We start from the raw sequence: 26,317 nt of genomic DNA, 5'->3' as shown, positions 1-26,317 counted from the left end.
GCTGCGTCGGTGGTTCTAGCGCAGCTCCGCGCGGCCCGAGATGACGCCGCTGACCGTGGCCACCAGGGCGAAGATCACGGCGACCAGCGGCAGGCCGAGGTCCCACCAGGCCAGGGCGGCGGCCCCGAAGACGCTGATCTCGATGATGGCCTTGCCGAACGGGTCAAGGCGGAAGACCGCCTTGGGTGAGCGGAACAGCGCCCAGAGCAGAATGGCGAAGGCGGGGGCGAGGATGCCCACGAGCACGCCCGGCCAGGGCAGCGGCCACGCGGCGAACCCCCAGATGCCCAGGCTGATGAACGCGAACAGTTCGAGCAGGAATCGCACGATGTCATTGGGGCTGGTCTTCGCGCTCGTATCGGTCACTCGCCCCATCCTACCGAGCGCGGGGGAGGCTACCTGAAGATGATGGTGCGGGCGCCGTCCAGCAGAACCCGGTGCTCGGCGAACCAGGTGACCGCCTGGGTGAGGGTGCGGCTCTCCTCGTCCTGTCCGATGGCGACGAGCTCGGCCGGGGTGCGCGAGTGGTCCACCCGCACGACGTTCTGCTCGATGATCGGACCCTCGTCGAGGTCGCCCGTGACGAAGTGGGCCGTGGCCCCGATCAGCTTCACGCCGCGGGCGTGCGCCTGCTTGTACGGGTTGGCGCCCTTGAACCCGGGCAGGAAGGAGTGGTGGATGTTGATGGCGCGGCCTTCCAGCAGCGTGCAGAGGGCCGGGGAGAGGATCTGCATGTACCGGGCGAGCACCACCAGCTCGATGTCGTGCTCGGTGATGGCCTCGATGACGCGAGCCTCGAAGGCGGCCTTGCTGGCGGCATCCGTCACCGGGCGCGACTCGAATGGCACTCCATAGAAGCCGACCAGGTCGCGCAGCGTGCCGTGGTTGCTCAGCACCAGAGGCACCTCAATGGGCAACTGGCCGCCGCGCTGGCGGAAGAGCATGTCGTTGACGCAGTTGCCGGCGGTCGACGCCAGGATCAGGGTGCGCTTGGGGCGCCCGACGACGTCGATGACGGACTCCATGGCGTACCTGCGCACGACCGGGGCGAGCTCGTCCTCGAGCTCCGACTGGCTGGCCGCGGATTCCACCTGCAGCCGCATGAAGAACCGGCCCGTGTCGGCGCTGGTGAACTGTTGGCTCTCGGTGATGTTGCCGCGCGCCCGCACGATCGCGCCGCTGACCGCGTGCACGATACCCGGCTGGTCGACGCAGACGAGGGTGATCACCCAGTGGTGGCGCGGGTTCGGGGCAAGGGAAGAGGTCATCGGACTAGGTTACCGGCCCCCTGATGCGCACTCCGCCCGTCGGGTATGCTGGTATGCGGTCGGCGCAGCACGTCGGCCCCGGGCGCGCACGTCGGCGCGCAGTCAATCCGGACCGGCCCCGCGGCATCGCCCGCGCTGCCACTGTTCCCGTCTGTGAGCCACAGAGCCATGTCATTCACCGCACCCATCAACCTGCCCTTTCGGGAGGCGCCGGACTCGACGGAGAGCGCCGAGGCCGCCGGCCGTCCCTTCCCCTGGGTCGGGCTGATCGCCCTGGCCGCCGCCGTCTTCCTCTCCGTCACCTCCGAGATGCTGCCGACGGGCCTGCTGCCCGACATGAGCCGGGCGCTCGGGGTGACCGAGGGACAGGTCGGCCTGCTCGTCTCCTGGTTCGCGTTCACCGTGGTGCTCACGAGCACCACGCTCGCCCACCTCACCCGCCGTCTGCCCCGGCACGGCCTGATCGTGCTCGTGCTCGTGGTGCTCGCGATCAGCAATGTGCTCACCGCCATCGCCCCCGGCTACGCCTTCATGGTGGGCGGGCGCATCATCGGAGGCATGGCCCACGGCCTGTTCTGGTCGGTCGTCGGCGCCTACGCCGCGCATCTCGTGCCGCGGGAACAGATCGGCCGCGCCGTGGCCATCACCGTCTCGGGCGGCACGCTCGCTTTCGTCTTAGGGGTTCCCCTGGCCACCGCCGCCGGGCACCTGCTCGGCTGGCGGCTGTCCTTCCTGGCCCTCGCTGCCCTGATGCTGGTCGGCGCGGTCGTCGTCTGGCGGTTCCTGCCACCGGTGTCGCACTCCGGTGCCCGCGTGACGGATGCGGCGGCATCCGCCCCGGGGACGGCCGCCGGTGCCGCCGTGGTCCCGCAGCGTCGCGACCCGACCATGCGCGCCGTGATCCTGGTCTCAACGATCACCGGCCTGACCATGGTCGGGCACTACACCTTCTACACCTACATCGCCCCGTTCCTGATCGATGAGATGGGCGTGGACTCCGCCGCGGTCGCACCGCTCCTGTTCGCCTACGGGATCGCCGGGGCGGTCGGCCTGGTGCTCTCGGGCACGGTCTTCGGCCCGAGGCCGCAGCTGGGGCTCGTCATCGGCATCGCCGTGTCCGCCCTGAGCGTCACCGTGCTGGCCCTCTTCGCGGCGACGCTGCCGGTGGCCATCACCGCCTTCGTGCTCTGGGGTCTGGCCTTCGGCATGCTGCCGCCGCTGCTGCAGACGCGGCTGCTGCACACGGCGTCGCTCCGCATCCGCGACACCGCCAGCGCCATCTACACGACCGCGTTCAACGCCGGGATCGGCGGCGGCGCCCTTCTCGGCGCCGCCCTGCTCGGCTCGGCGGGCATGAAGGCCGTGCCGCTGGCCTACGTCGGGATCCTGGGGCTGGCGTTCGTGCTCGTGCTCGTCAGCGACGTGATTGTGCGCCGACGCGCGGCCTGACCGGCCCGTCGGGTCGCCGAACCGACACGATCGAGGGGTGCGGACGCATCCGCACCCCTCGATGCTGTCGGTTCAGCGACCGCCGGTGTACGGGACGGCGGCGAGAATCTCGATCCGGATGCTGACGTCGGACGGCGTCGTGTACGCGACGGTGTCGCCGACGTGGGAGCCGATGATTGCCTGGCCCATCGGCGACGAGGGGGAGTACACGTCGACTTCCACCGCCGGGTCGAGGGAGACGAGTTCGCGCTCGCCGAGCAGGAACACGGTCGCCCGCGTGTCGCCGGAGAGCATCGCGGTGATTCTCATTCCGGGCTCGACCAGGCCGTCGTCCGGTTTGATCGAGGCCTCGGCCTGACTGAGGGTTTTGCGCAGCTCCCGGATTCGCTCGGCCGTGACCGCGTCGGGGTTGGGGCGACTGGCCAGAACGGCGAGCTCCTCGATCAACAGGGCGAGCGCGCGGGGTGGCATCCACACCGATTCGGTGGTCATCAGGTTCTCCGTAAATCGCGAGGCGAGAAGCCCCGCAGTGATCAATCGGCCATGCTATCCGCACCGGCTGCCGGCACGCGGCAAGGCCGATCGGTGGCGTGGCGGCTACTCCGTGCGGCCGGGATCCTTCGAATCGGCGTCCCGCAGCTGGTCCGACAGCGGGCGGTTGGGCAGGATCGGCACCTGGCCGGTGAACCCCTCGCGAGCTCTCGCGATCTCGAGAATGCGGCCGCGGCAGGCATACCAGCCCACGATCAGCAGCGGGATGATGATCACGAGCGAGCTGATCGTGAGCGTGCCGACGGGCCAATCGAAGGCCATCAGCACGAGCACGGCGACGAGGAAGGCCAGGCTGGCGTAACCCGTGTACGGCGCCCCGAACAACCGGAATGCCGGTCGCTGCAGGATGCCGAGCTTCGACCAGGCGTGCAGGCGCAGCTGACAGAGCACGATCATTCCCCAGGCGCTGATGATGCCGATGGCGGCCATGTTCAGCACGATCTCGAAGGCCTTGTCGGGCACGACGGCGTTCAGGCCGACGCCGAGCAGGGTGACCACGCCGGTGAGCAGGATGCCGCCGAACGGCACGCCCGTGCGGCTCACCTTGCCCGCGAAGCGCGGCGCCGACCCCGCCAGCGCCATCGACCGCAGGATGCGCCCGGTCGAGTAGAGCCCCGCGTTCAGGGAAGACAGGGCCGCCGTGAGCACGACCAGGTTCATGATGACGTCGACCCCGCCGACTCCGATGGTGCCGAAGAACGTGACGAACGGGCTCTCGCCGGCCTTGTACGCGGTGTACGGCAGCAGCAGCGAGAGCAGAAGGATCGACCCGACGTAGAACACGGCGATGCGGATGATGACGGTGTTGATCGCCTTCGGCATCACCTTCTCCGGGTTCTGGGTCTCCCCGGCGGTCGTGCCGACCAGTTCGATCGAGGCGTAGGCGAACACGACGCCCTGCACCACGAGAACGGATGCGATCAGCCCGTTCGGCAGCCAGCCCCCGTTGTCCCCGATCAGGCTGAATCCCGCTTCCTGGCCGGGGATCGGCGTGCCGAAGATGACCATCCAGGTGCCGACCAGCAGGAAGGCCACGATGGCGAGCACCTTGATCAGGGCGAACCAGAATTCGAGTTCGCCGAACACGCTCACTGACAGCAGGTTCAGGGAGAGCACGACGGCGAGGGCGGTGAGCGCGTACAGCCACTGCGGCACGTCGCCGAAGGGGGCCCAGTACTTGGCGAAGAAGTTCATGTAGATCGCCACGGCCGTGACGTCGACGATGGCGGTCATCACCCAGTTCAGCCAGTAGAGCCAGCCGGTGACGAACGCCGTCTTCTCGCCGAAGAACTCGCGGGCGTAGGAGACGAACGAGCCCGACGACGGGCGGTGCAGCACGAGCTCGCCGAGGGCGCGCAGAATCAGGAACGCGAAGAAACCGCAGATCGCGTACACGAAGACGAGTGAGGGCCCTGCGGTGGCCAGGCGTCCGCCGGCCCCGAGGAAGAGGCCCGTTCCGATGGCCCCGCCGATGGCGATCATCTGCACCTGGCGGGCCTTGAGGCCCTTGTGCAGCCCCTCGTCCTCGTGCACGTTGACGGCGTCCGAGATGTGCTCGAAGGGGGTCTCCGCACCACGACCGTGGTACTCGGAGTGATCGGGTTTCTGGGGGAGTCGAGTCCCCTGGCTTGCACGCGTCATGGGCTCTTCTGATAGTTGGGGATGTGTCCAACCCTAGCGGCCCCCGGACGGGGCCTGCGGCCCGGGGCCTCCGGTAGACTCGGGGCGACACTCTGACTTCACGGGATCCGGGAGGCCGCATGGCGACAATCCTCCTTGTTTTTGCCGGTCTTTCCGCGCTCACCCCGCTCCTGACCCGGTGGCTGTCGCTGCGCGTCTTCTATCTGATCGCGTTGCTCCCCGCGGCTGCCTTCGGCTACACGCTCACCCAGACCGCATCCGTCTCGGCGGGCGGGGCGATCACCGAAAGCGTCCCGTGGATTCCCGCGCTGGGCATCTCGCTCTCGTTCCGGGTCGACACGCTGGCCTGGCTGCTCGCCCTCGTCGTGACCGGGGTCGGCGCCCTTGTGCTGGTCTACTGCGCCCGCTATTTCAGCGCCGACGAACCCGCGCTCGGCCGTTTCGCGGCCGGCCTGCTGGCGTTCGCCGGCGCGATGTACGGCCTGGTGACATCCGACGACATCGTCGTCATGTTCATCTTCTGGGAGGTCACGAGCGTGCTCTCCTACATTCTGATCGGGCACTACACGTTCAAGCGGGCCAGCCGCGGCGCCGCCCTGCAGGCGTTGCTGGTGACCACCTTCGGCGGTCTGGTCATGCTGGTGGGGGTCGTCATCCTCGCGGTGGAGGCCGGAACCACGTCGCTCGCCGTGATCGTCGCCGACCCCGTCACCGGACCGGCCGCCACCTGGGCGGTGCTGCTGATCCTGGTCGGCGCTTTGTCGAAGTCCGCGCTCGTGCCCTTCCACTTCTGGCTGCCGGCGGCGATGGCGGCGCCGACCCCGGTGAGCGCCTACCTGCACGCGGCCGCGATGGTCAAGGCCGGCATCTACCTGGTGGCGCGCCTCGCACCCGGCTACGCCGACACGCCGGGCTGGATGCCGGTGCTCGTCACCGTCGGCGTCGGCACCATGCTGGTCGGTGCGTGGCGTTCGCTGCGCCAGTACGACCTCAAGCTGGTGCTCGCCTACGGCACCGTCAGCCAGCTCGGGTTCCTGATGGTCGTGGTCGGCTTCGGCACCCGGGACGCCGCGCTCGCCGGGGTGGCCCTGCTGCTCGCGCACGCCCTGTTCAAGTCGGCGCTGTTTTTGACCGTGGGCATCATCGACCACCGCGCCGGCACCCGCGACTGGCGCCGGCTCTCCGGCGTGGGGCGCAACGCGCGGGTGTTGGCCGCGATCGGCCTGATCTCGGTCGCCTCCATGGCCGGCATCCCGCCGCTGCTCGGCTTCGTCGCCAAGGAGGCCGGCTTCACGTCGTTTATCGAAGCAGGCCTGGCCGGTGACGGATGGGGCTGGGTCGCCCTGGTCGGTACCGTGCTCGGCTCGGTGCTGACGGTCGCCTACAGCGCCCGCTTCTTCTGGGGGGCCTTCGGCACCCGCCCCGAACTCGCGGACACCGCACTGCACCCCGCCCGCTGGGACTTCCAGCTGGCGCCGGGGATACTGGCCGTGGCCACCCTCCTGCTCGGCCCGCTCGTCTTCCTGCTCGACCTGCCGCTGGCCTCCTACGCCGACACCGTGCCCGGTGGCGGCGACTACCACCTCGCGCTCTGGCACGGTTTCGAACCGGCACTGGCCCTGAGCGCCGGCATCCTGCTCCTCGGTGCCGCGCTCTTCTGGAAGCGGCGGGCCGTGGCCCGGCTGCAGGGCACCGTGCCGGCCTACGTCGACGCCGGCCAGGGCTACGGCTACACCGTGCGCGGCATCGACCGGGCGGCGGCCCGCATCACCCACTTCGCCCAGATCGGGGGACTGCCGCAGTACCTGTCCACGATCCTCGTCGTCTTCGTTCTGACGCTCGGGTTCGCGGCCTTCGTCAACCGCAGCTGGCCGGACGAGGTCGTGCTCTGGGACTACCCCGGCCAGGTGGCGGTCGCCCTCACCATGGGCATCGCCGCCGTCATGGCGGCGCGCGTCGCCGAACGGATCACCGCCGTTCTCCTGGCCGGCGTCACCGGCTACGGCCTCGTCGCCCTGTTCGCCTTCCACGGAGCCCCCGACCTGGCCCTGACCCAGGCCCTCGTGGAAACCATCACCATCGTCGTCTTCGTGCTGGTGCTGCGCCGGCTGCCGCAGAAGATCGCCCAGCACAACCGGCCCCTGCACCGTCGGCGGCGCGCGGTGATCGGCGTGCTGGTGGGCGCCGTGATGGGCACCATCGGCGTGATCGCGGTCGGCGCACGGCAGGCGCCGGGCATCGCGGCGGAGCTCCCCCGCCTCGCGGTCGAGGAAGGGCATGGACGCAACATCGTGAACGTGATGCTCGTGGACATCCGTGCCTGGGACACCATGGGCGAGATCTCCGTGCTGATCGTCGTGGCCACCGGCGTGGCCAGCCTGCTCTTCGTCTCGGGCAGGAACACGGTGGTGCCCCGGCTGCGGGAATCGCGGAAGCACCGGTCCCTGCCGCACCGGCGCAAGGTCGTCGCCGACCCGGCCGCTCCCTCCGAGGGGCATGCGGTCACCCGCCAGTCCTGGCTGCTGGCCGGTCGCACGGTCGCAGAGAAAGACCGCTCGATCATGCTCGAGGTGCTCGTGCGACTGCTCTTCCACCCGGCCATGATCGTCTCGGTGTACCTGCTCATCGCCGGTCACAACGCGCCCGGCGGCGGCTTCGCCGGCGGGCTGATCGCCGGGCTCGCGCTCGTCTCCCGGTACCTCGCGGGAGGCCGTTACGAGCTGGGCGAGGCGGTGCCCGTCGACCCCGGAAAAATCCTCGGGCTGGGCATCGTGCTGGCGGTCGGGATGGCCATGGTCTCCCTCTTCTTCAGCGGTATCCCGCTGGAATCCGCCTACTTCGAAACCACGGTGCCCGTGCTCGGTCCCCTCTCCTTCGGCACCTCGACCATCTTCGACATCGGCGTGTACCTGGTCGTGGTCGGCCTGGTGCTCGACATCCTGCGCAGCCTCGGCAGCGAGGTGGACCGGCAGCAGGAGGCCGGCGAGACCCTGCCGCGCCCGCCGTCGCAGCAGGGCGCGGAGGCAGCGGTATGAGCGCCTCCCTCACCCTCGTGATCGTGATGGCGGTCATGTACGCCGCCGGGGTCTACGTGATGCTCGAACGCAGCCTCACCCGGGTGCTGATCGGATTCCTGCTGGTGGGAAACGCCACGAACCTGCTGATCTTCCTGATGAGCGGCCGCCCCGGCACTTCGCCCATCGTCACCGGCACGTCCGCCGACGCCGCCATGGTCGACCCCGTGCCCCAGGTGCTGATGCTCACCGCCATCGTGATCAACTTCGGCATCACGGCGCTGATCCTCGCGCTCATCTACCGGTCCTGGTGGCTGGCCCGGCTGGGCGACGAGGGTGACACCGTCACCGACGAGCACGCGGCCGAGACCGTCGAAAGCACGGAGGAGTCCTTCCGCTCGGTTTCCGAAGACGAGGCAGCCAGCCAGGAAGACCTCGACGCGAGCGAGCGCGGGACGGAGACCGGACCCGACCAGCAACACCAACACCAACAGGGGGGCGAGGGCGGCGAAACCGCCGGCGCGCCGGGCACGGGGATGACCCTGTGAATCTCCTCGTGCCCCTGGTCGTGACCATCCCGCTGCTCGGAAGCGCCCTGACCCTCGCCCTGGGTCGCCGCCGCCCGCTGCAGATCGTGGTCAGCGTGCTCGCCCTGACCCTGGTGGCTGTCATCGGCGCCGTGCTCCTGGTGCAGATCGACCAGACCGGCCCCGCCGTCGTGCAGGTCGGCGGCTGGGCTGCCCCGTGGGGCATCGTGCTCGTCGTCGACCGTCTCGCCGCGATCATGCTCCTCGTCTCGGCGCTGATGCTGCTCGGCGTGCTGCTGTTCGCCGTGGGCCAGGGCATCGTCGACGGAGACCGGGAAACCCCGGTCTCGATCTTCCACCCCACCTACCTCGTGCTGGCGGCCGGGCTGTTCAACGCTTTCATCGCGGGGGACCTGTTCAACCTCTACGTCGGGTTCGAGATGCTGCTCTCGGCCAGCTACGTGCTGCTGACGCTCGGCGGAACCGGTGCGCGCATCCGGGTCGGTGTCACGTACATCGTGGTGAGCCTGGTCTCCTCCATCCTGTTCCTCAGCGCGATCGCGCTGATCTACGGGGCCACGGGCACGGTGACCATGGCGCTGATCGCCGACCGGGTGGCGGACCTCCCTCCCGACGTGCAGCTGATCCTCAACCTGCTGCTCCTGCTGGCATTCTGCGTGAAGGCCGCGGTCTTCCCGCTGTCGTTCTGGTTGCCCGACTCCTATCCGACGGCTCCGGCCCCGGTCACGGCCGTGTTCGCGGGTCTGCTCACCAAGGTCGGCATCTACGCGATCATCCGCACGCAGACCCTGCTCTTCCCGGAGAGCCCGCTGTCGGTCCCGCTGATGGTGGTGGCGTTCCTGACCATGACCGTGGGCATCCTCGGGGCACTGGCGCAGGCGGACATCAAACGGATGCTGTCGTTCACGCTGGTGAGCCACATCGGTTACATGATCTTCGGCATCGCGATGGGCACGCCCCTGGCGATCACGGCCACCATCTTCTACGTCGTTCACCACATCACCGTGCAGACGACCCTCTTCCTCTGCGCGGGGCTGATCGAACGGGTGGGCGGCACCACCTCGCTGGCCCGGCTGGGCGGGTTGCTGAAGGCGGCACCCTTCGTGGCCTTCCTGTTCTTCGTGGGGGCGCTCAACCTGGGCGGCATCCCGCCGTTCTCCGGATTCCTGGGCAAGATCGCCCTCTTCCAGGCCGGGGCGGAAATCGCCGAACCGGTGACCTACGTCCTGATGGGAGCCGGAGCCGCCACGTCGCTGCTCACGTTGTACGCCCTGGCCCGGGTCTGGAACATCGCGTTCTGGCGCGGGGAGGGTGAGGTCGAGGATTACGAGTCGCCGATGCTCGACGCGCTCCTGGAAGATCCGGACGACGAGGGCGCGGTCACAACCCGCACCATCTCGCCGCTGATGACCGGGGCGACGACGGCGCTGCTGCTGCTGACCGTTTCACTCACCGTCTTCGCCGGGCCGATATTCGCCCTCACCGCCCGCGCCGCGGCCGACATCGAGACCCCCGCCACCTACATCGACGCCGTCTTCCCGAACGGCACGCCATGAGCACCCCGAAGCGGCGTCTCACCACTTTCTTGAACCAGGTGCCCCTGTTCCTGGGGCTGGTGCTGCTTTGGATGCTGCTCTGGGGGGCGTTCTCCTGGCTCAACGTGCTCACCGGCATCCTGCTCGCCGCGGTGGTCTCCGTGGGCTTCTACCTGCCCGCGGTTCAACTGGGACTGCGCCTGAACCCGTGGTTCACCCTGCTCTACCTCGCCCGGCTCGGCTTCGACATCGTCCGGGGTTCGCTGCAGGTGGCCGCCCTCGCGCTCTCCCCGCGCTACACGCCCAGCAACGCCATCGTCGCCGTGCACCTGCGCACCCGAAGCGACTTCATCCTGACGCTGACCGGGGTGTCGACGTCCATCGTTCCCGGGGCGATCGTGGTCGATGTGGACCGGGTGCGGTCCACCCTGTACCTGCACGTGCTCAACGTGCATCGGCCGGAACAGGTGGAGCGGTTCCGGAACGGCGTCCTGGCCGAGGAACACCGGATCGTGATGGCCCTCGGTTCACGGGAGGACGTGGAACGACTCCGCCAGGTCAGCGGCGAAGACCGGAGTGAGCAGAACCAGCGCGCACGGGACCAGCATGCGCGTGAGAAACGGAAGCGGAAAGGAAGCACCTGATGCAAATCGTTGCCGTCATTGCCGGGGTGTTGTTCGGGGCCGGTGCCCTGTGCGCCCTCTATCGAATCGTGCGGGGCCCGACCGTGCTGGACCGGGTCATCGCCTCTGACGTCCTGGTCGCGACCGTGATCTGCGCGATGGGCGCGGAGATGGCGTTCAACCGTCACACCGACACGCTGCCGGTGCTGCTCGTGCTCGCCCTCTTCGCCGTGCTCGGCTCGCTGAGCGTCGCCCGCTTCCTGCCCGTTCGGGACACCGAATGAGTGACGAACTGCAGGACGTGATCTCGGCGGTTCTGGTGCTCACCGGGGCCGTGATGTGCCTCGCGGCCGGGATCGGCGTCATCCGTTTCCCCGACGTGTTGTCGCGGCTGCACGCCGCCACCAAACCACAGATCTTCGGGCTGATGGCGATCACGGCCGACGTCGCCGTGAACAACTTCACCGTGGGCACCGTCACCCTCGTCATCGCCATCGTCGTGTTCCAGGCACTGACCGCGCCGGTGGCGGCGCACATGGTGAGCCGGGCCGCCTACGACAGCCACCGGGTGCGCGTCGACGTGCTCGTAATCGATGAGCTGGGCACCCGGCCCGACTGATAAGATCGACCCTGTCGCGACTGGCGTAGCAGGAAAGATGGGTCACCATCGGGGAGCGACTGACACGGTTAGTGACCGCACGCCTGGGCCACGACGATTGATCATCACGTCGTTAATCAAGAAGTCTGAGGAGACCCCGTGCCCGAATCCGTGCCATCCACCGTTCTGCGATCCACGTTCAACGAGCCCCTCGAAGTCGTCGACCCCGAGATCGCCGCCGTCCTCGAGCAGGAGCTCGGACGCCAGCGCGACTACCTCGAGATGATCGCCAGCGAGAACTTCGTGCCGCGCGCGGTGCTGCAGTCGCAGGGCTCGGTGCTCACCAACAAGTACGCCGAGGGCTACCCGGGTCGCCGCTACTACGGCGGCTGCGAATACGTGGACGTCGCCGAACAGCTCGCCATCGACCGGGCCAAGTCCCTGTTCGGCGCCGCGTACGCCAATGTGCAGCCCCACTCCGGCGCCACCGCGAACGCCGCCGTGCTCTCGGCCATCGCGACGCCCGGCGACACCATCCTCGGTCTGGAACTCGCCCACGGCGGCCACCTCACCCACGGGATGAAGCTCAACTTCTCCGGCAAGCTCTACAACCCGGTCGCCTACGGCGTCGACCCGACCACCTTCCTGGTCGACATGGACGTCGTGCGCGAGAAGGCCCTCGAGACCAAGCCCAAGGTCATCATCGCCGGCTGGTCCGCCTACCCGCGCCACCTCGACTTCGAGGCCTTCCGCAGCATCGCCGACGAGGTCGGCGCCATGCTCTGGGTCGACATGGCCCACTTCGCCGGGCTCGTCGCCGCCGGCCTGCACCCGTCCCCGGTTCCCTACGCGGATGTCGTGTCCACCACGGTGCACAAGACCCTCGCCGGTCCCCGCTCCGGTCTGATCCTCTCGCGCGACATGGCGCTGGCGAAGAAGCTCAACTCCAACGTGTTCCCTGGCCAGCAGGGCGGCCCGCTGATGCACGTGATCGCCGCCAAGGCGACCGCGTTCAAGCTCGCGGCCGAGCCCGAGTTCAAGGAACGTCAGGAGCGCACCCTGCGCGGGGCCAGCATCCTCGCCGACCGGCTGATGGCGGATGACTCGCGCGCCGGCGGCGTCGACGTGCTCACCGGCGGCACCGACGTGCACCTCGTGCTCGCAGACCTCCGCAACTCGCCGATCAACGGCCAGGAGGCCGAGGACGCCCTGCACGCGGTCGGCATCACGGTCAACCGCAACTCGGTGCCGTTCGATCCGCGTCCGCCGATGGTCACCAGTGGCCTGCGTATCGGAACCCCCGCCCTGGCCACCCGGGGCTTCGGCGACGAGGAGTTCACCGTCGTCGCCGACGTCATCGCCGAGGCGCTCAAGCCCGACGCCGACATCGAGGGCCTCCGCGCCCGCGTGAAGGTGCTCACCGAGGCCTTCCCGCTGTACCCGGGCCTGCAGCAGTAGCGTCCGCCGCGCGCCGACGCCCTGGATGTGAACGGATTCGACGGAGATTCTGAGTGGGAAACCCGCTGACGGCATCCGTCACCGACGTCTCGCCCACAATCTCCGTCGAATTCGCACGCACCTGCGGCACCCCGCAGTCAGCAGTCAGCAGTCAGCAGTCAGCACGAACGATCGAATGGATCCACAATGACGGCAATCACCCTCGACGGAGTCAAGACCGCCTCAGCGGTCAAGACCGAGCTCATTGATCGCATCGCGGAGCTGCGCGCTCACGGCATCGTGCCCGGGCTCGGCACGCTCCTGGTCGGCGACGACCCGGGTTCGCGCTCGTACGTCGCGGGCAAGCACCGCGACTGCGCCGAGGTCGGCATCGAATCGATCCGCGTCGACCTGCCCGGGTCGGCGACCAGCGCCGATGTGCGCGCCGCCATCGCCGACCTGAACTCCGCCCGCGCGGTGACCGGCTACATCATCCAGCTGCCGCTGCCGGTGGGCCACAGCGACAACGCCATGCTCGAACTGATCGACCCGTCGAAGGATGCCGACGGCCTGCACCCGACGAATCTCGGCCGGTTGGTGCTCGGCATCGAGGGCGAGCTGGACTCGCCGCTGCCCTGCACCCCGGCCGGCATCGTCGAGCTGCTGCGCCGCTACGACGTGCCCATCGTCGGCCGGCGGGTGGTCGTCGTCGGGCGCGGCCTCACGGTCGGGCGCCCCCTCGGCCTTTTGTTCACCCGCAAGGGCCTGGACGCCACGGTCACCCTCACCCACTCCCGCACGGTCGACCTGCCCGGCGAGGTGCGCCGCGCCGACATCGTGGTGGCGGCCGTCGGCGTGCCGCACCTGATCCAGGCCGACTGGGTCAAGCCCGGCGCCGCGGTGCTCGACGTGGGCATCACCCGGGTGACCGACCCGATCACCGGCAAGGGTGCCCTGACCGGTGACGTGCACCCGGATGTCGCCCAGGTCGCCGGTTTCCTGTCCCCGAACCCGCGCGGCGTCGGACCGATGACCCGCGCCATGCTGCTCTGCAACGTGGTGAAGGCCGCGGAGCGGTCACTCAGCCGGTAGCCCGGATCAGCCACCTCTCGGAGCACCGTGCGGGCGGGGCTCGATGCCGATGCCGATGTCGTCGCGGCGCACGCTGTGGAAGCCGGCGCACGTTCTAACCTGCGCCGCGGGCCGTAACCTGCGCCGCGAGCCAAACCGCCCGGCTCAGCCCTCGGGCGGCGCGGTCACCGAAGCGTGCAACGCGGAGTGGCGCAGGTACTCCTCGGCGTTGTGGCCGAGGCCGGCCACCTCGTCATCCGTCAAGGGCCGCCGCACCTTGGCGGGCACCCCGGCGACCAGCGAACGTGGCGGTACGATGGTGCCCTCGAGCACCACGGCTCCAGCGGCGACGAGCGACCCGGAACCGATGACGGCGCCGTTCAGCACGGTCGCCATCATGCCGATCAGCGAGCCGTCCTCGATCGTGCAGCCGTGCAGCACGGCCCCGTGCCCGACGGAGACGTTCCGGCCGACGAGCAGCGGGAACCCGTGGTCCACGTGGCAGGAGACGTTGTCCTGCAGATTGGAGCCGGGGCCGATGCGGATGGGCTCCGCCTCGGCGCGCAGCACGGCGTTGTACCAGACGCTGGCGTGATCGGCCAGGGTGACGTTGCCGACGAGCACGGCGCCCGGGGCGACGTAGGCGCTCTCGGCGACGACCGGTGCCGGCCGGTCGGGAAGGGTGATGATGCGGGCGGCGCTGTCGGCAGTCATACGCGTCAGCCTAGCGTTCCGTTTCCACCGGGCCCGCCTCCTCCCACTGTTCCTGATATTCCGTCCACCATCCGCCCTCCGCCCTCCGCCGAACCGTGAGTTTCGCCCCTTCGCGGAGCGTGTTCAGGGGCGTTTCTCACGGCTCGGCGACCACGGGCCGTAGAATTCCGGCATGGTGAATACCGCGCATCCGTCCGTCGATCGGGTTCGGGACGCGCTCCGCGCCCACGGGATCGACCCGGAGATCCGCTGGTTCGACGATGCGGCCACAACCGCGGCCGCGGCCGCGGAAGCACTCGGCGTCGATGTCGGCGCCATCGCGAATTCGCTCGTCTTCACCCTCGACGGCGAGCCGCTGCTCGTGCTCACCTCGGGGGCGCACCGGGTCGATGCGGCCTGGCTGGGGGACCGGTTGGGCGGCACGATCGGACCTGCCTCGAAGGATCTGGTCAAGCAGGCCACCGGACAGGTGATCGGCGGGGTGGCGCCGCTCGGACATCCGTCGCCGCTGCGCACCCTGGTGGACGTCGCGCTCGCCGAATTCCCGGTCGTCTGGGCCGCCGCGGGCCATGCGCACACCGTGTTCCCGACCACCTTCGACGAGCTCGTGCGGATCACCGGCGGCGAGGCCACCGCGGTCGCCACGTAACCCGCCCGCGACGCCCGCGTCGTCCGCAACGCCCCTGTGCATTCTCTCGGGATCTCGGGCTCTCGGACTCTCGGGCTCTCGCCGAACTGTGAGAAGACCTCCCGAACGATCGGCGAAGCGGGGCGAAAGTCACAGTTCGGCGGCGTACGGCGACGGATGCGCGGCACTCCCCGGGCGCAACCGGCACCGACCATAGACTCGGCACAGCTGCACCTCTGATTGCTTCGATGACGAATGATTCACAAAGGATGCCCCATGCGCTCTCGTTATGCACTCCCGGCCCTGGCCGCCGTGGCCGCCCTCCTGCTCACGGGCTGCGTGGACAACTCCACGCCGACGACGAGCGAGGACACGGACGGATCGTCGTCCGGATCCACGGTCGCCGGCGTGACCACGGACGAAGCGGCCGCCGCGCTGCTCCCGGACACGACCGCCGTCAAGGGCAAGCTCGTCTTCGGCACCAGCCCCAACTACGCCCCGAACGAATTCAAGAACGACGCCGGCGAACCGATCGGCTGGGCGATCGACATGAGCGACGCGATCGCCGCCAAACTCGGGCTCGAGGCCCAGTACACGGTGGCCCGGTTCGAGAACATCATCCCCGGCATCCTCGGCGGGAAGATCGACGTGGGCGAGTCCTCCTTCACGGACAACGTGGAGCGGGAGAAGCAGGTCGATTTCGTGAACTACTACGTCGCCGGCATCCAGTGGGCCTCAGCCACGGGCAACACCGTCGACCCCGACGACGCGTGCGGCCTCAAGGTCGCCGTTCAGTCCACGACCTATCAGGACACCGACGAGATCCCGGGCAAGAGTGACGCCTGCGTCGCGGCCGGCAAGCCGCCGATCCAGAAACTCGCCCTGGACACGCAGGATGCCGCCGCGAACGCGGTCGCGCTCGGCCAGGCCGATGCCTTCAGCGCCGACTCCCCGGTGACCCTGTACGGGATCGCGCAGTTGAAGGGCAAGCTGCAGCCCGCGGGGGAGACCTTCGACGCGGCGCCCTACGGCCTCGCGGTCGCGAAGGACACCGGCATGGCCGAGGCGGTCCAGGCGGCGCTGCAGTCCCTCGTCGACGACGGCACCTACGGGGCGATCCTGGACGAGTGGGGCGTCGCCGACGGCGGCCTCGACACGATCACCCTGAACGCCGGCGGGAAGGGGTAGACAACACCGCCGCGGGGCGCCGGCTCGGGCCGGGGTGCCGACCCGAGCCCGCCCGAGCCGGCCCGAATCAGCCGGCTTCGCGGGGCCCCCGCCGCGCTACTGCTCCCGGGCTGCCCCATCGGCCGCGCGCACCACGAACAGGTCCGGGACCGCGAAACCCCGAGCCGCGAACGCGGCCGTGACCGCCGCGGTGACCGCGGGGATCAGGGCACGCGGGGTCAGGGCGATGGCCGCGCCGCCGAAGCCGCCGCCGGTCATCCGGGCGCCGAGGGCCCCGGCGCCGCGGGCGGTCTCCACGGCGAGGTCGAGCTCGGGCACCGAGATCTCGAAGTCGTCCCGCATGGACACGTGCGAGGCGTCCAGGAGGGCGCCGATCGCGGTCGGTCCCTGCTCGCGCAGGGTGCGCACGGTGTCCTGCACACGCTGGTTCTCGGTGACCACATGCCGCACCCGGCGGAACGTCTCGTCGTCGAGCACCTTCTGGGCCCGGGCCAGGTCGTCCACGGTGAGGTCGCGCAGGGAGGTGACCCCCAGCATCCGTGCACCCAGCTCACAGGATGCCCGGCGCGACGCGTACCCGCCGGTCGAGTGGGCGTGGCTCACCCGGGTGTCGATGATCAGCAGTTCGAGGCCGGCCACGTCGAAGCCGAGCGGGATCACCTCGGCGTCGAGGCTGCGGCAGTCCAGGAACACGGCGGAATCGGCTTCGCCCAGCAGCGACGCGGACTGGTCCATGATGCCGGTGGGGGCTCCGACGGCCCGGTTCTCGGCCAGCTGGCCCACCCGGGCGAGCACGCGGCGGTCGAGTCCCAACTGCCAGAGGTCGTTCAGGGCCACGGCGACCGCGCTCTCGATCGCGGCGGACGACGACAGCCCCGCCCCGATCGGCACGTCCGAGTCGATGAACACGTCGAAGCCGGGCAGGGCGGACAAGTCGGCGCCGAACTGGCCGAGGGCCCAGGCCACGCCGAGCGGGTAGGCCGACCAGCCCGCCAGGTTCTCCGGGGTCAGGTCGTCGAGGGGCAGCTCCACGGTCTCCTCGGCGAACGAGCTCGCCACCCGCAGCAGGCGGTCGCCGCGCAGGCCCAGCCCGACGACCGTGCGCCGGTTGATCGCGAAGGGGAACACGAACCCGTCGTTGTAGTCGGTGTGCTCGCCGATCAGGTTGACGCGGCCGGGGGCGGACCACAGCCCGGTCGGGGAGGCGTCGAAGCGGCTCGTGAAGCCCTCCGTCACGGTCTGGCTGAGGTCGGTCATTCGCGGGTCTGCCCTTCGAGCGTGGTGCTGATAGTGGGAACGGATGCTGCGGGGCCGGCCTGCTCGCCGGCCGCGTCCGCCACGGCGGAGCGTTCGACCGCGCGGCGAATGTTGTCCGCCGCCTGCTCGGGCGTGACGTCGCCGATCCAGGCGCCCATGGCGGCCTCCGACCCGGCCAGGAACTTGAGCTTGTCCGCGGCCCGGCGCGGGCTGGTCACCTGCAGCATCAGCCGGATCTCGTCCCGGCGCACCGAGACCGGGGCCTGGTGCCAGGCCGCGATGTACGGCGTCGGGGTGTCGTAGAGGGCGTCGATGCCGCGCAGCAGACGCCGGTAGAGCACGGCCAGCTCGTCGCGTTCGGCCAGGCTGGTCGCGGCGAAGTCGGGCACGTGGCGGTGCGGCAGCATGTGCACCTCGATCGGCCAGCGGGCGGCGAACGGCACGAACGCCGTCCAGTGCTCTCCGGTGAGGATGACGCGGCCGCCGGCCTGCTCACTGGCGAGGATGTCGGCGAACAGGTTCGGCCCGTACTGGTCGAGGGAGGCGATCACCCGCTGCGTGCGCGGTGTGACGTACGGGTAGGAATAGATCTGGCCGTGCGGGTGGTGCAGCGTGACGCCGATCGCCTCGCCGCGGTTCTCGAACGGGAAGACCTGTTCCACGCCGGGCAGCTGCGACAGGGCGTGGGTGCGCTCGGCCCAGGCCTCGATCACGGTGCGGGCCCGCACGACGGACAGGCTCGCGAACGAACCCTCGTTCTCGGGGCTGAAGCAGACGACCTCGCAGCGGCCGACGGAGGTGCGGATGCGGTTCAGGCCGATGGTGTTCAGGTCGTCGAGACCGGCGGGGGCGTCCGCGTCGGTGAGCAGAGGCCCGAACGAGGGGGACTTGTTCTCGAACACGGCGACGTCGTAGTTGCTGGGTACCTCGGACGGGTTCCCCGGCGTCGACGGGGCGAGCGGGTCCAGGTGGGCGGGCGGCAGGAACACGCGGTTCTGGCGGGCGGCGGCGATCGAGACCCATTCGCCGGTGAGGGGGTCCTGGCGCATCCGGGCCGTGGCGGGGCGCGGGTCGAGTTCGCGCAGGTCGGCCGCGCGCTCCGGCGGCAGGGTGGTCTGCGGGTCATCGAAGTAGATGAGGTCCCGACCATCGGCGAGGGTGTGGCGGTGACGGATGATGCCGGTGTCGGCTACGAAGTCTGGTGTGTTCATGGCGAAAACCATGCTAGCTGATTTGCGCAAGTGAAACCATATCCTTCGGATTGAAAACTAAAGCAAACTAAGTGAAGATTGGGTATGGCTTCTCCCGAACCGACCGAATCGACCGAACCGACCGAATCGACCGAACCGACCGAACCGACCGAACCGACCGAACCGACCGAACCGACCGAACCGACCGAACCGACCGACCTGACCGACGCGTCTGCCGATCGCGACACCGTCCCGGCACACCAGCGACGGGAGCAGATCCAACGTCTCGTCGGTGAGCGCGGATTCGTGCGGGTGCGTGAGCTGCGCGAGGCGTTCGGGGTGTCCGGCGTCACGGCGCGGGCGGACCTCGACCTGCTCGAGTCCGCCGGAGCGCTGCAGCGCGTGCACGGCGGGGCGGTTCCGGCCGTGCCCGCCAGCGGCCGCCCGCTGCGGGAGTTCTCCTTCGAGGAGGCGCTCGCGTCATCCGTGCTGCCCAAGCAGCAGATCGGCGCGCTCGCCGCGTCCCTCGTCACGAGCGGGCAGAGCATCATCCTCGATGTCGGCACGACCACCCTCTCGATCGCCCACGCCCTACTGGCCCGCACCGAGCTGACCGACGTCGTCATCATCACGAACGGGCTGAGCATCGCCCTCGCCCTCGAACCGGCCATCCCGCGGTTCACCGTGATCGTCACGGGAGGGTCGCTTCGCCCGCTGCAGCATTCCCTGGTCGAGCCGCTCGCCCAGACCGTCCTCAGCCAGGTGCACGCCGACCTCGCCTTCATCGGCTGCAACGGCGTCGATGCCGGCTACGGGGTCACCAACATCAACCTCCCCGAGGCCGGGATCAAAACGCTCATGCTCGCCGCCGCGACCCGGGCGATCGCCGTGGCCGACGCCTCCAAGCTCGGCCAGGTGCACCTCGGGCAGGTCGGTCCCCTGCGCGCGTTCGACACCCTGGTGACGGATGCCGCGGCCGACGAGGCCCTGCTGGCGCCCCTCCGCGAGGCGGGCCTGACCGTTCTGCAACCGGAGTAGGTTGACACCATGCGCGCTGCGACGGGAGTCCAATATGAGTTGAGGGCGGCCACGCCGAGTGGTCCGGCCCGGGCGATCATCACCGAGGTGGCCGCCGGCATCCGCCTGTATTCCGTGGACGGCATAGACCTGGTCGAGCCGTTCGCGGCGGAGGCCACCCCGCCGTGGGGGGCGGGTATCGTGCTGATGCCGTGGCCCAACCGCATCCGGGACGGCCGCTGGAACCACGAGGGCGTCGTGCAGCGGCTGGCGCTCACCGAGCCGGAACTGTCCAACGCCATCCACGGCCTCCTGCGGTATTCGCCCTACCGCCTGCTCGAACGCAGCCCGGGTTCGGTGACACTGGCCGCCACGGTCTTCCCGCAGGCCGGCTATCCGTTCCTGCTCGACACCACCGTCCGGTACGCGCTCACGGACGACGGTCTCGAGGTCACCCACACGGTGCGGAACATGGGCCCGCAGACGGCCCCGGTCGCGCTCGGCGCGCATCCGTACCCGAAGATCGGCGGTGTCCCCACCGAGGACCTCGTGCTCACCATCGCGGCGCACACCCATATCGACGTCGACGACCGCCAGAACCCGGTCGGGGAATCCACCGTCGTCGGCACCCGGTTCGATCTGCGCGCGGGGCGCCGGGTGGGCGACATCGATCTCGACGACGGATTCGGCGGCGTGGGGCCCGAGTCCATCGAGGGGCGGTCCGACGTGACCGGCGAGGAGCCCGGCACGCCCCGGGTGGCCTCGCTGACCGCGCCCGACGGCCGCAGTGTCACGATCTGGGGTGACCAGAGCATCCGCAACGTCCAGGTTTTCACCCCGCGAAACTTCCCCTTCGAGGGGCAGGGCGGCCCCTACCTGGGGCTGGCGGTGGCCATCGAGCCCATGACCGCCCCCGCGAATGCCTTCAATTCGGGTGCGGGCCTGCGCTGGGTCGAACCGGGGGAGTCCTGGTCGGTGCGCTGGGGCATCCGTCACGCCGGGTTCGGGCCGTGACCCGGGCATCACCGCAGCGTCCGCTCCGCACGCCGTGCGATCGCAGCGGGGTGCCCGCCTCGCGGCGGACACCCCGCTGTCGTGGTCGGTCAGCTACGAGAGCACGTCCTTGACCAGGGCCTCGTTCTCGGTGTGAGACCAGAGCGAGTGCAGGTAGCCGACGAGCAGCAGCACGAAGGGCAGGGACACCAGGACCCAGCCGATCGGGCTCAGCCCCCACGACGACACCGTCGGGTCCACGCCCTCGGCGACCGTGCCGGCCAGAAGCCCGAAGCGGCTCATCAGCAGGTATTCACCGAGAACCAGCCCGATGGTCGCCAGCACCGGGGCGATGAGGGTTTGGAATGCGTTCTCACTTCCCGCGTTGCGGCGGAAGAAGGCGATGACCGCGATGCAGACGAGGATCTCGATCAACACGATCGCCACCACGGCGAGACCGCTGAACCAGTAGAACATGTTGAGCACCGGGTCGAGCTGGAAGACGGCGAAGGTCGCGATGACGAGACCCGTGACGACCGACGTGGTGAGCGAGGCGGTGCTCGGGGCGCCGCGACCGTTGACGTGACTGAGCGGCGTGGGCAGGGCACCGCCGCGGCCGAGCGCGAACAGGTACCGGCTGGCCGCGTTCTGGAAGGCCAGCAGTCCGGCGAACAGACTCGACAGCACCAGGATGCCCATCACCGTGGCCATCCACGGCGCCACGTACTCGGTCGCGAGGGAGAACAGCACCGCGGCCGGGTCGGCCAGGGGCACCCCGTCGAGCGTGGACAGCTCCACGGTCCTCTCGACCACCTGGGACGCACCCATCCCCGTGACCATGGCGAACGCCGTCAGGGCGAACAGAACCGTGATCACGCCGACCGCCAGGTAAGTGGCTCGGGGGACCACCGTCTTCGGGTCCTTGGACTCCTCGCCGTAGATCGCGGTGGCCTCGAAGCCGATGAACGACGCGAACGCGAAGGCGAACGCGATTCCGGCCGAGCCGGCCAGCCCGCCGGCCAGGATCGCGGCCGGGTTGAACGAGGCCCAGAAGTTCAGGCCCTCGGGCCCGCCGTCGGCGAGGATGGCGACGGAGGTGAGGACCAGGGCCAGGAGCTCGAGCAGCATCAGCACGCCGAGCACCTTCGCACCGACGTCGACGCTCAGCAGCGAGAGCAGGGTGACGGCCGCCCACGCCAACAGCGACCAGGCCCACCAGGGCAGCAGGCCCACCTGGGCGCCGAGCAGCCCGCCGAAGAAGCCGTAGATGGCCAGCTGGATGGCCAGGTAGGCGAGGATAGAGACGAAGGCCGACGCGCTGCCCAGGTGGCGGCCGAGCCCCCGGCCGATGTAGGCGAAGAACGCTCCGGCGTTGGTGACGCGCTGGCTCATCGCGGCGTAGCCGACGCTGAACAGAAGCAGGGTGATGCCCACCACCAGGTAGGCGCCCGGCGCGGCGGCGCCGTTGCCGAGAACGATCGCGACCGGAACGGCGCCGGTCATTCCGACCAGGGGGGCCGCGGCCGCGACCACGAAGAAGACGATGCCGATGACGCCCAGGCGGCCCTTGCGCAGGGTGGCTGAGTCGGTCTCGGGGGTACTGCGAGTACTCGTCATGGTTTTACTCCTCGTTGAGTTGACGATCGGGCGGGGGAGCCGGTGAGTTGACTCTCGCCGAATGCCTGGTCCGGAACTTGTCTTTCAACGAACGGAACTTGCCGGAGCGGGACGGCTCATGGCTACCGACGACGTTCAGCCCCGCCGGTAGGTGCTGGGCGGCTCGCCGAATGCGGTGCGGAAAATGCGGCTGAAGTGCGCGGCATCCAGGAATCCCCAGCGTGCGGCGACGGTGCCCACGGAGCGGTCTCCGAGGATGGGGTCGCGCAGGTCACGCCGGCAGCGTTCGAGCCGGCGCATGCGGATCCAGCTGGAGACCGTCGTGTCGGCCTCGTGGAATACCTTGTGCAGCTGGCGGGTCGAGATGAAGTGCGCGGCGGCGATGCCGGCGGGGGAGAGTTCGGGGTCACCGAGTTCGGCTTCAATGTAGTGACGGATGCTGGTGAGCAGCTCCGCGTGCGTGCCGGGGGTCGGATTGCGCCGGATGCTCAGTTCACTCTCGAACATCGTGGCGATCAGGTCGACGGCGTTGTAGGCCAGACGGTGGCCGGTGGTGCCCGACAGCGCGTCGAGATTCTCGGCCAGTTGGGCCATGAATGGGCTGATCAGGCGGCCCAGCCCCTCGTCCCCCGCCATCCGGCGAGCGGTGAGCTGGCCGACGGAGTCCGCCGGCAGGTCGAGTGCTTCGTGCGGGAACATCAGCACCAGGGTCCGGAAGTCCCGCTCGAAGGCCAGGGTGTACGGCCGGTGAGTGTCGTAGACGGCGAGGTCGCCGGGCCGCAGGGTCGCTTCGCGGTTGTCCTGGATCAGGATGCCGTGCCCGGAGAGCTGCAGATTCAGCTTGAAGTAGCGTCGCTCGGAGCGCGCGATCAGCGCGGGGGTGCGCAGCACCTGGTGGCCGTTGGCCGTGACCTCGACGATGGAGAGCTCGTCGAGCACCCGCGAGCGCAGGACGCCCCGGAATTCGGACGCGTCGGAGCGGACCTCGAGCGGCACGAAAGAGTCCGAGACCAGGGTGCGCCACTCGGCGAAGGTGTCCGCCTGGGCGCGCGTCACGGGGTTGAGGGAAACAGCGGAGGGGGCGTGGACGGTCGCCATGGTCACGGGTGGCTCCTTTGCCGACGTGATCGGACACACATATTTCCTGCAACTTAGCCGAAGATCGGAGTTCCTGTCACTATTTTTCCACAGTTGTCGAAAAAAGATTCAGGGCCGGAGATTCGGGGCCGGGCGGATGCCGGCGGGTCACTCTCCCGTGCTGATCAACCGAAGTGCCGCATCCAGTTGGGCGACGAGCTGGTCCGGGGAGTTCTCGGCCGGGGAGAGCACGGCCGTGATCTGGGCGCCCAGGACCAGGTTCATCAGCAGCCCCGCGATGTCCTCGTCCGGCGCGCCGGTGCGGAGTTCGCCGGCGGCCCGGCCCTCCCGCAGCTGCTCGACGATGATGTCGCGCCAGTGCAGCATGGCCGAGGCGTGCAGCTCGGCCTTGGCGGCATCCGTCAGGGCCTTCTGCCAGAACGGGATGACGATGCGTGCCTCGCTGATCCGGTTGTCGTCGAGCGGGAGGATCTCGAGGCAATAGGCCCGGAGCGCACTCAGCCCTGACCGGCCCACCGTGGCGTCGATCATGCGCCGGCTGGTCTGGCCGAAGACGTGGCTGAACGCAAAGGTCAGTAGGTCGTCCTTGGTGGAGAAATATGGTTTCAGGGCGCCGTTGGCGAAGCCAGCCTCGGCGGCGATGTCACGCATGGTGGCACCCTCAATGCCGTGGCGGGCGATGATCCGCCAGGTCGCCTCGACGAGTTCGACTCGGCGCTGGTCGTGATCGACAACCTTCGGCATGCTGCCCTCCCGGTGAAATCCGGCGAAATAAAAGCCTTGCCAGCGAGCTTAGTGACCGCCTATGGTTCTACAACTATAGAAAAAAGAGTTCGGATGGATGCTTCTTGTCCGGCCGCCTGTAGCCCTCGGAAAGGGAAACCATGACCTCCGTTTCGCTCGCAGCCACCGCCGCTTACGCCCTCGCGTCGGCGGAGGAGATTCTCTCGGTGCGCAGTCTTCTGGCCGATGCCGGTTTGCTCGGGGAGAGCACCCGGGTGGCCTATCTCGGTTTGCTCGACCCGCCCCGCGGCGTCACGGGGGAGCCCGACCGGCGGTTCCGGGTCTTCCTGCACGACGTGTCAGGTTGCACCGCACCCCGGGACGTCACCGTGTCCGCGACTCGAAAGACGGTCGAGTCCGTGGTCGTGCTCGACACCGCGGAGACGGGTGAGCTGCCCGTGCTCGAGGAGGAATTCGCCGCGGTGGAAGAGCTCCTCACGCACGATGAGCGCTGGTTGAAGGCCCTGACCGATCGCGGCCTCGACGTGGCCGACGTGCGGGTGGCGCCGCTGTCCGCGGGCGTCTTCGAATACCCGGAGGAGAAGGGGCGTCGCATCCTGCGCGGCCTCGCCTTCGTGCAAAATTTTCCGGAGGACAGCGCGTGGGCGCACCCCATCGACGGTCTGGTCGCCTATGTCGACATCGTCAGCAAGACCGTCGACCAGGTGATCGACTTCGGCGTCGTGCCGATCCCCGCCGAGCACGGTAATTACACCGATCCCACGCTGACCGGGCCGCTGCGCGAGACCCTCAAGCCGATCGAGATCACCCAGCCGGAGGGACCGAGCTTCACCGTGTCCGGCGGCAACCACGTCGAGTGGGAGAAATGGAGCCTGGACGTGGGCTTCGACGTGCGCGAGGGGGTCGTGCTGCACAACATCGGCTTCGACGACAAGGGCACCCGACGTTCCATCATCAACCGGGCGTCGATCGCGGAGATGGTCGTGCCCTACGGCGACCCCGCGCCCGTCCGGTCCTGGCAGAACTACTTCGACACGGGCGAGTACCTGGTCGGCCAGTATGCGAACTCGCTCGAACTCGGTTGCGACTGCCTCGGCGAGATCACCTACCTCAGCCCGGCCATCACGGACGGCTTCGGCAACCCGCGCACGATCAAAAACGGCATCTGCATGCACGAGGAGGACTGGAGCATCCTCGCCAAGCACAGTGACCTCTGGTCGGGCATCGAGTACACCCGCCGCAACCGCCGGCTCGTGATCTCCTTCTTCACCACCGTGGGCAACTACGACTACGGCTTCTACTGGTACCTCTACCTCGACGGCACGATCGAGTTCGAGGCCAAGGCCACCGGCGTCGTATTCACCAGCGCCTATCCCGGCAAGGGTTACCCGTATGCTTCGGAGCTGGCCCCGGGCCTGGGCGCACCGTTCCACCAGCACCTGTTCAGCGCCCGACTGGACATGGCCCTCGACGGCAACACCAACCGGGTCGAGGAGGAGGAGGCCGTGCGCGTCCCGATGGGGCCCGGCAACGAGCGCGGGAACGCGTTCACCCGCCGGCGCACGCTCCTGTCCCGTGAGTCCGAGGGGGTTCGCGAGGCCGACATGCGGAGCGGGCGCACCTGGCTCGTGTCCAACCCGAACGTGCTCAACCGACTCGGTGAACCGGTCGGCTACAAGCTCTACCCGGAAGGGCAGCCGACTCTGCTGGCCGACGAGAACTCGTCCGTGGCCCGACGGGCGACCTTCGCAACCAAAGACCTGTGGGTGACCCGGTACGCGGAGGACGAGCGCTACCCGACCGGCGACTTCGTCAACCAGCACGCGGGTGGCGCCGGCCTGCCGGCCTACATCGAAGCCGACCGTGACATCGACGGCCAGGACATCGTGCTCTGGCACACGTTCGGCCTCACCCACTATCCGCGCATCGAGGACTGGCCGATCATGCCCGTCGACACCGCCGGCTTCAAGCTGAAGCCCGATGGGTTCTTCGACCGCAGCCCCGTGCTCGATGTGCCCGCGTCGACGCCCGCCCCGGAGGGCCACTGCGACTGCTGAGAGCACGGACGGCCCCCAACCGTGCACCTGTTCCCCAGACGGACAACTGTTGCCGCGCCGCCGGCAACAGTTGTCCGC

Annotated in this window: 24 protein-coding genes and 1 riboswitch; of the genes, 14 read left to right on the top strand and 10 right to left on the bottom strand. The window is 69.2% G+C overall.

All coding sequences use genetic code 11. The features are described from left to right. Window positions 1–15: 15 nt before the first annotated feature. Both E3T23_RS04200 and purU read right to left on the bottom strand, forming a co-directional pair. Window positions 16–366 (bottom strand): YrdB family protein, encoded by a 351-nt coding sequence (locus tag E3T23_RS04200; protein ID WP_241977589.1) that lies wholly within the window; start codon window positions 364–366, stop codon window positions 16–18. 29 nt (window positions 367–395) lie between these two features. After that, window positions 396–1,268: a formyltetrahydrofolate deformylase gene (purU, locus tag E3T23_RS04195; RefSeq protein ID WP_134369155.1), complete on the bottom strand. Its 873-nt coding sequence runs from the start codon at window positions 1,266–1,268 to the stop codon at window positions 396–398. Between the two features lie 168 nt (window positions 1,269–1,436). Between purU and E3T23_RS04190 the strand changes: the two genes are divergently transcribed. Further along, the gene (locus tag E3T23_RS04190) at window positions 1,437–2,717 is read left to right on the top strand and encodes an MFS transporter (RefSeq protein ID WP_134369154.1); all 1,281 of its coding nucleotides are present in this window, start codon (window positions 1,437–1,439) and stop codon (window positions 2,715–2,717) included. A 72-nt stretch (window positions 2,718–2,789) separates the two neighbouring features. Here E3T23_RS04190 and E3T23_RS04185 read toward each other — a convergent pair whose 3' ends face one another. Both E3T23_RS04185 and E3T23_RS04180 read right to left on the bottom strand, forming a co-directional pair. Next, window positions 2,790–3,209 (bottom strand): GreA/GreB family elongation factor, encoded by a 420-nt coding sequence (locus E3T23_RS04185; protein WP_134369153.1) that lies wholly within the window; start codon window positions 3,207–3,209, stop codon window positions 2,790–2,792. 105 nt (window positions 3,210–3,314) lie between these two features. Beyond that, entirely contained in the window at window positions 3,315–4,910 is a 1,596-nt protein-coding gene (locus tag E3T23_RS04180; RefSeq protein WP_134369152.1) for an amino acid permease, read from the bottom strand. Window positions 4,911–5,029: 119 nt separating this feature from the next. Here E3T23_RS04180 and E3T23_RS04175 point away from each other — a divergent pair, with 119 nt between their 5' ends. The 8 genes from E3T23_RS04175 (at window position 5,030) to E3T23_RS04140 (ending at window position 13,757) form a co-directional block, all read left to right on the top strand. Then, window positions 5,030–7,945 carry a Na+/H+ antiporter subunit A gene (locus E3T23_RS04175; protein WP_134369151.1) on the top strand — a complete coding sequence of 972 codons (2,916 nt, stop codon included), beginning with the start codon at window positions 5,030–5,032 and terminating at the stop codon, window positions 7,943–7,945. Next, window positions 7,942–8,472 carry a sodium:proton antiporter gene (locus E3T23_RS04170; protein ID WP_134369150.1) on the top strand — a complete coding sequence of 177 codons (531 nt, stop codon included), beginning with the start codon at window positions 7,942–7,944 and terminating at the stop codon, window positions 8,470–8,472. The genes E3T23_RS04175 and E3T23_RS04170 overlap by 4 nt, the downstream gene beginning before the upstream one ends. Next, the gene (locus E3T23_RS04165; RefSeq protein ID WP_134369149.1) at window positions 8,469–10,028 is read left to right on the top strand and encodes a Na+/H+ antiporter subunit D; all 1,560 of its coding nucleotides are present in this window, start codon (window positions 8,469–8,471) and stop codon (window positions 10,026–10,028) included. Before E3T23_RS04170 ends, E3T23_RS04165 begins: the two co-directional genes overlap by 4 nt. After that, on the top strand, window positions 10,025–10,651 hold the full coding sequence (locus E3T23_RS04160; protein ID WP_134369148.1) for a Na+/H+ antiporter subunit E: 627 nt from the start codon (window positions 10,025–10,027) through the stop codon (window positions 10,649–10,651). The genes E3T23_RS04165 and E3T23_RS04160 overlap by 4 nt, the downstream gene beginning before the upstream one ends. Beyond that, on the top strand, window positions 10,651–10,914 hold the full coding sequence (locus tag E3T23_RS04155; protein WP_134369147.1) for an MrpF/PhaF family protein: 264 nt from the start codon (window positions 10,651–10,653) through the stop codon (window positions 10,912–10,914). The genes E3T23_RS04160 and E3T23_RS04155 overlap by 1 nt, the downstream gene beginning before the upstream one ends. Continuing rightward, complete coding sequence (mnhG, locus tag E3T23_RS04150; protein WP_134369146.1) at window positions 10,911–11,249, top strand: monovalent cation/H(+) antiporter subunit G; 339 nt, start codon at window positions 10,911–10,913, stop codon at window positions 11,247–11,249. Before E3T23_RS04155 ends, mnhG begins: the two co-directional genes overlap by 4 nt. A 6-nt stretch (window positions 11,250–11,255) precedes the next feature. Next, window positions 11,256–11,345: riboswitch (ZMP/ZTP riboswitch) on the top strand. A 42-nt stretch (window positions 11,346–11,387) separates the two neighbouring features. Further along, window positions 11,388–12,686, top strand: a complete 1,299-nt coding sequence (glyA, locus tag E3T23_RS04145; RefSeq protein ID WP_134369145.1) for a serine hydroxymethyltransferase — start codon at window positions 11,388–11,390, stop codon at window positions 12,684–12,686. Between the two features lie 186 nt (window positions 12,687–12,872). Beyond that, window positions 12,873–13,757, top strand: a complete 885-nt coding sequence (locus E3T23_RS04140; RefSeq protein ID WP_134369144.1) for a bifunctional methylenetetrahydrofolate dehydrogenase/methenyltetrahydrofolate cyclohydrolase — start codon at window positions 12,873–12,875, stop codon at window positions 13,755–13,757. Between the two features lie 144 nt (window positions 13,758–13,901). On the opposite strand, the gene E3T23_RS04135 is transcribed toward E3T23_RS04140, so the two are convergent. Next, window positions 13,902–14,450 (bottom strand): gamma carbonic anhydrase family protein, encoded by a 549-nt coding sequence (locus E3T23_RS04135; RefSeq protein ID WP_134369143.1) that lies wholly within the window; start codon window positions 14,448–14,450, stop codon window positions 13,902–13,904. A gap of 172 nt (window positions 14,451–14,622) precedes the next feature. Between E3T23_RS04135 and E3T23_RS04130 the strand changes: the two genes are divergently transcribed. After that, window positions 14,623–15,099, top strand: coding sequence for a YbaK/EbsC family protein (locus E3T23_RS04130; protein WP_134369142.1), 477 nt, complete (start codon window positions 14,623–14,625; stop codon window positions 15,097–15,099). A gap of 255 nt (window positions 15,100–15,354) precedes the next feature. Beyond that, window positions 15,355–16,266: an ABC transporter substrate-binding protein gene (locus E3T23_RS04125; RefSeq protein ID WP_134369141.1), complete on the top strand. Its 912-nt coding sequence runs from the start codon at window positions 15,355–15,357 to the stop codon at window positions 16,264–16,266. A 96-nt stretch (window positions 16,267–16,362) separates the two neighbouring features. Here E3T23_RS04125 and galK read toward each other — a convergent pair whose 3' ends face one another. Both galK and galT read right to left on the bottom strand, forming a co-directional pair. Continuing rightward, the gene (gene galK / locus E3T23_RS04120; protein ID WP_134369140.1) at window positions 16,363–17,523 is read right to left on the bottom strand and encodes a galactokinase; all 1,161 of its coding nucleotides are present in this window, start codon (window positions 17,521–17,523) and stop codon (window positions 16,363–16,365) included. Then, a complete protein-coding gene (gene galT, locus E3T23_RS04115) occupies window positions 17,520–18,734 on the bottom strand; it encodes a galactose-1-phosphate uridylyltransferase (protein ID WP_134369139.1) in 1,215 nt (404 codons plus the stop codon). The genes galK and galT overlap by 4 nt, the downstream gene beginning before the upstream one ends. 84 nt (window positions 18,735–18,818) lie before the next feature. Between galT and E3T23_RS04110 the strand changes: the two genes are divergently transcribed. Next, entirely contained in the window at window positions 18,819–19,751 is a 933-nt protein-coding gene (locus E3T23_RS04110; RefSeq protein ID WP_134369138.1) for a DeoR/GlpR family DNA-binding transcription regulator, read from the top strand. A 9-nt stretch (window positions 19,752–19,760) separates the two neighbouring features. Further along, complete coding sequence (locus E3T23_RS04105; protein ID WP_134369137.1) at window positions 19,761–20,744, top strand: aldose 1-epimerase family protein; 984 nt, start codon at window positions 19,761–19,763, stop codon at window positions 20,742–20,744. A gap of 93 nt (window positions 20,745–20,837) precedes the next feature. Here the strand turns inward: E3T23_RS04105 and E3T23_RS04100 are convergent, their stop codons facing one another. The 3 genes from E3T23_RS04100 to E3T23_RS04090 all read right to left on the bottom strand — a co-directional run bounded on the left by E3T23_RS04100 (window position 20,838) and on the right by E3T23_RS04090 (window position 24,182). Continuing rightward, window positions 20,838–22,340: an APC family permease gene (locus E3T23_RS04100; RefSeq protein WP_134369136.1), complete on the bottom strand. Its 1,503-nt coding sequence runs from the start codon at window positions 22,338–22,340 to the stop codon at window positions 20,838–20,840. A gap of 135 nt (window positions 22,341–22,475) precedes the next feature. Then, the gene (locus tag E3T23_RS04095) at window positions 22,476–23,438 is read right to left on the bottom strand and encodes an AraC-like ligand-binding domain-containing protein (RefSeq protein ID WP_134369170.1); all 963 of its coding nucleotides are present in this window, start codon (window positions 23,436–23,438) and stop codon (window positions 22,476–22,478) included. 147 nt (window positions 23,439–23,585) lie between these two features. Next, complete coding sequence (locus E3T23_RS04090) at window positions 23,586–24,182, bottom strand: TetR/AcrR family transcriptional regulator (RefSeq protein WP_134369135.1); 597 nt, start codon at window positions 24,180–24,182, stop codon at window positions 23,586–23,588. Between the two features lie 140 nt (window positions 24,183–24,322). On the opposite strand from E3T23_RS04090, the gene E3T23_RS04085 reads away from it, so the two are divergent. Beyond that, window positions 24,323–26,239, top strand: coding sequence for a primary-amine oxidase (locus tag E3T23_RS04085; protein WP_134369134.1), 1,917 nt, complete (start codon window positions 24,323–24,325; stop codon window positions 26,237–26,239). Window positions 26,240–26,317: the final 78 nt, after the last annotated feature.

Origin of the sequence: Cryobacterium cheniae, assembly GCF_004403395.1 — a bacterium.
Classification (GTDB): domain Bacteria; phylum Actinomycetota; class Actinomycetes; order Actinomycetales; family Microbacteriaceae; genus Cryobacterium; species Cryobacterium cheniae.
The sequence above is the reverse complement of the archived record's forward strand: the minus strand, read 5'-3'. Positions and strand labels throughout refer to the sequence as shown.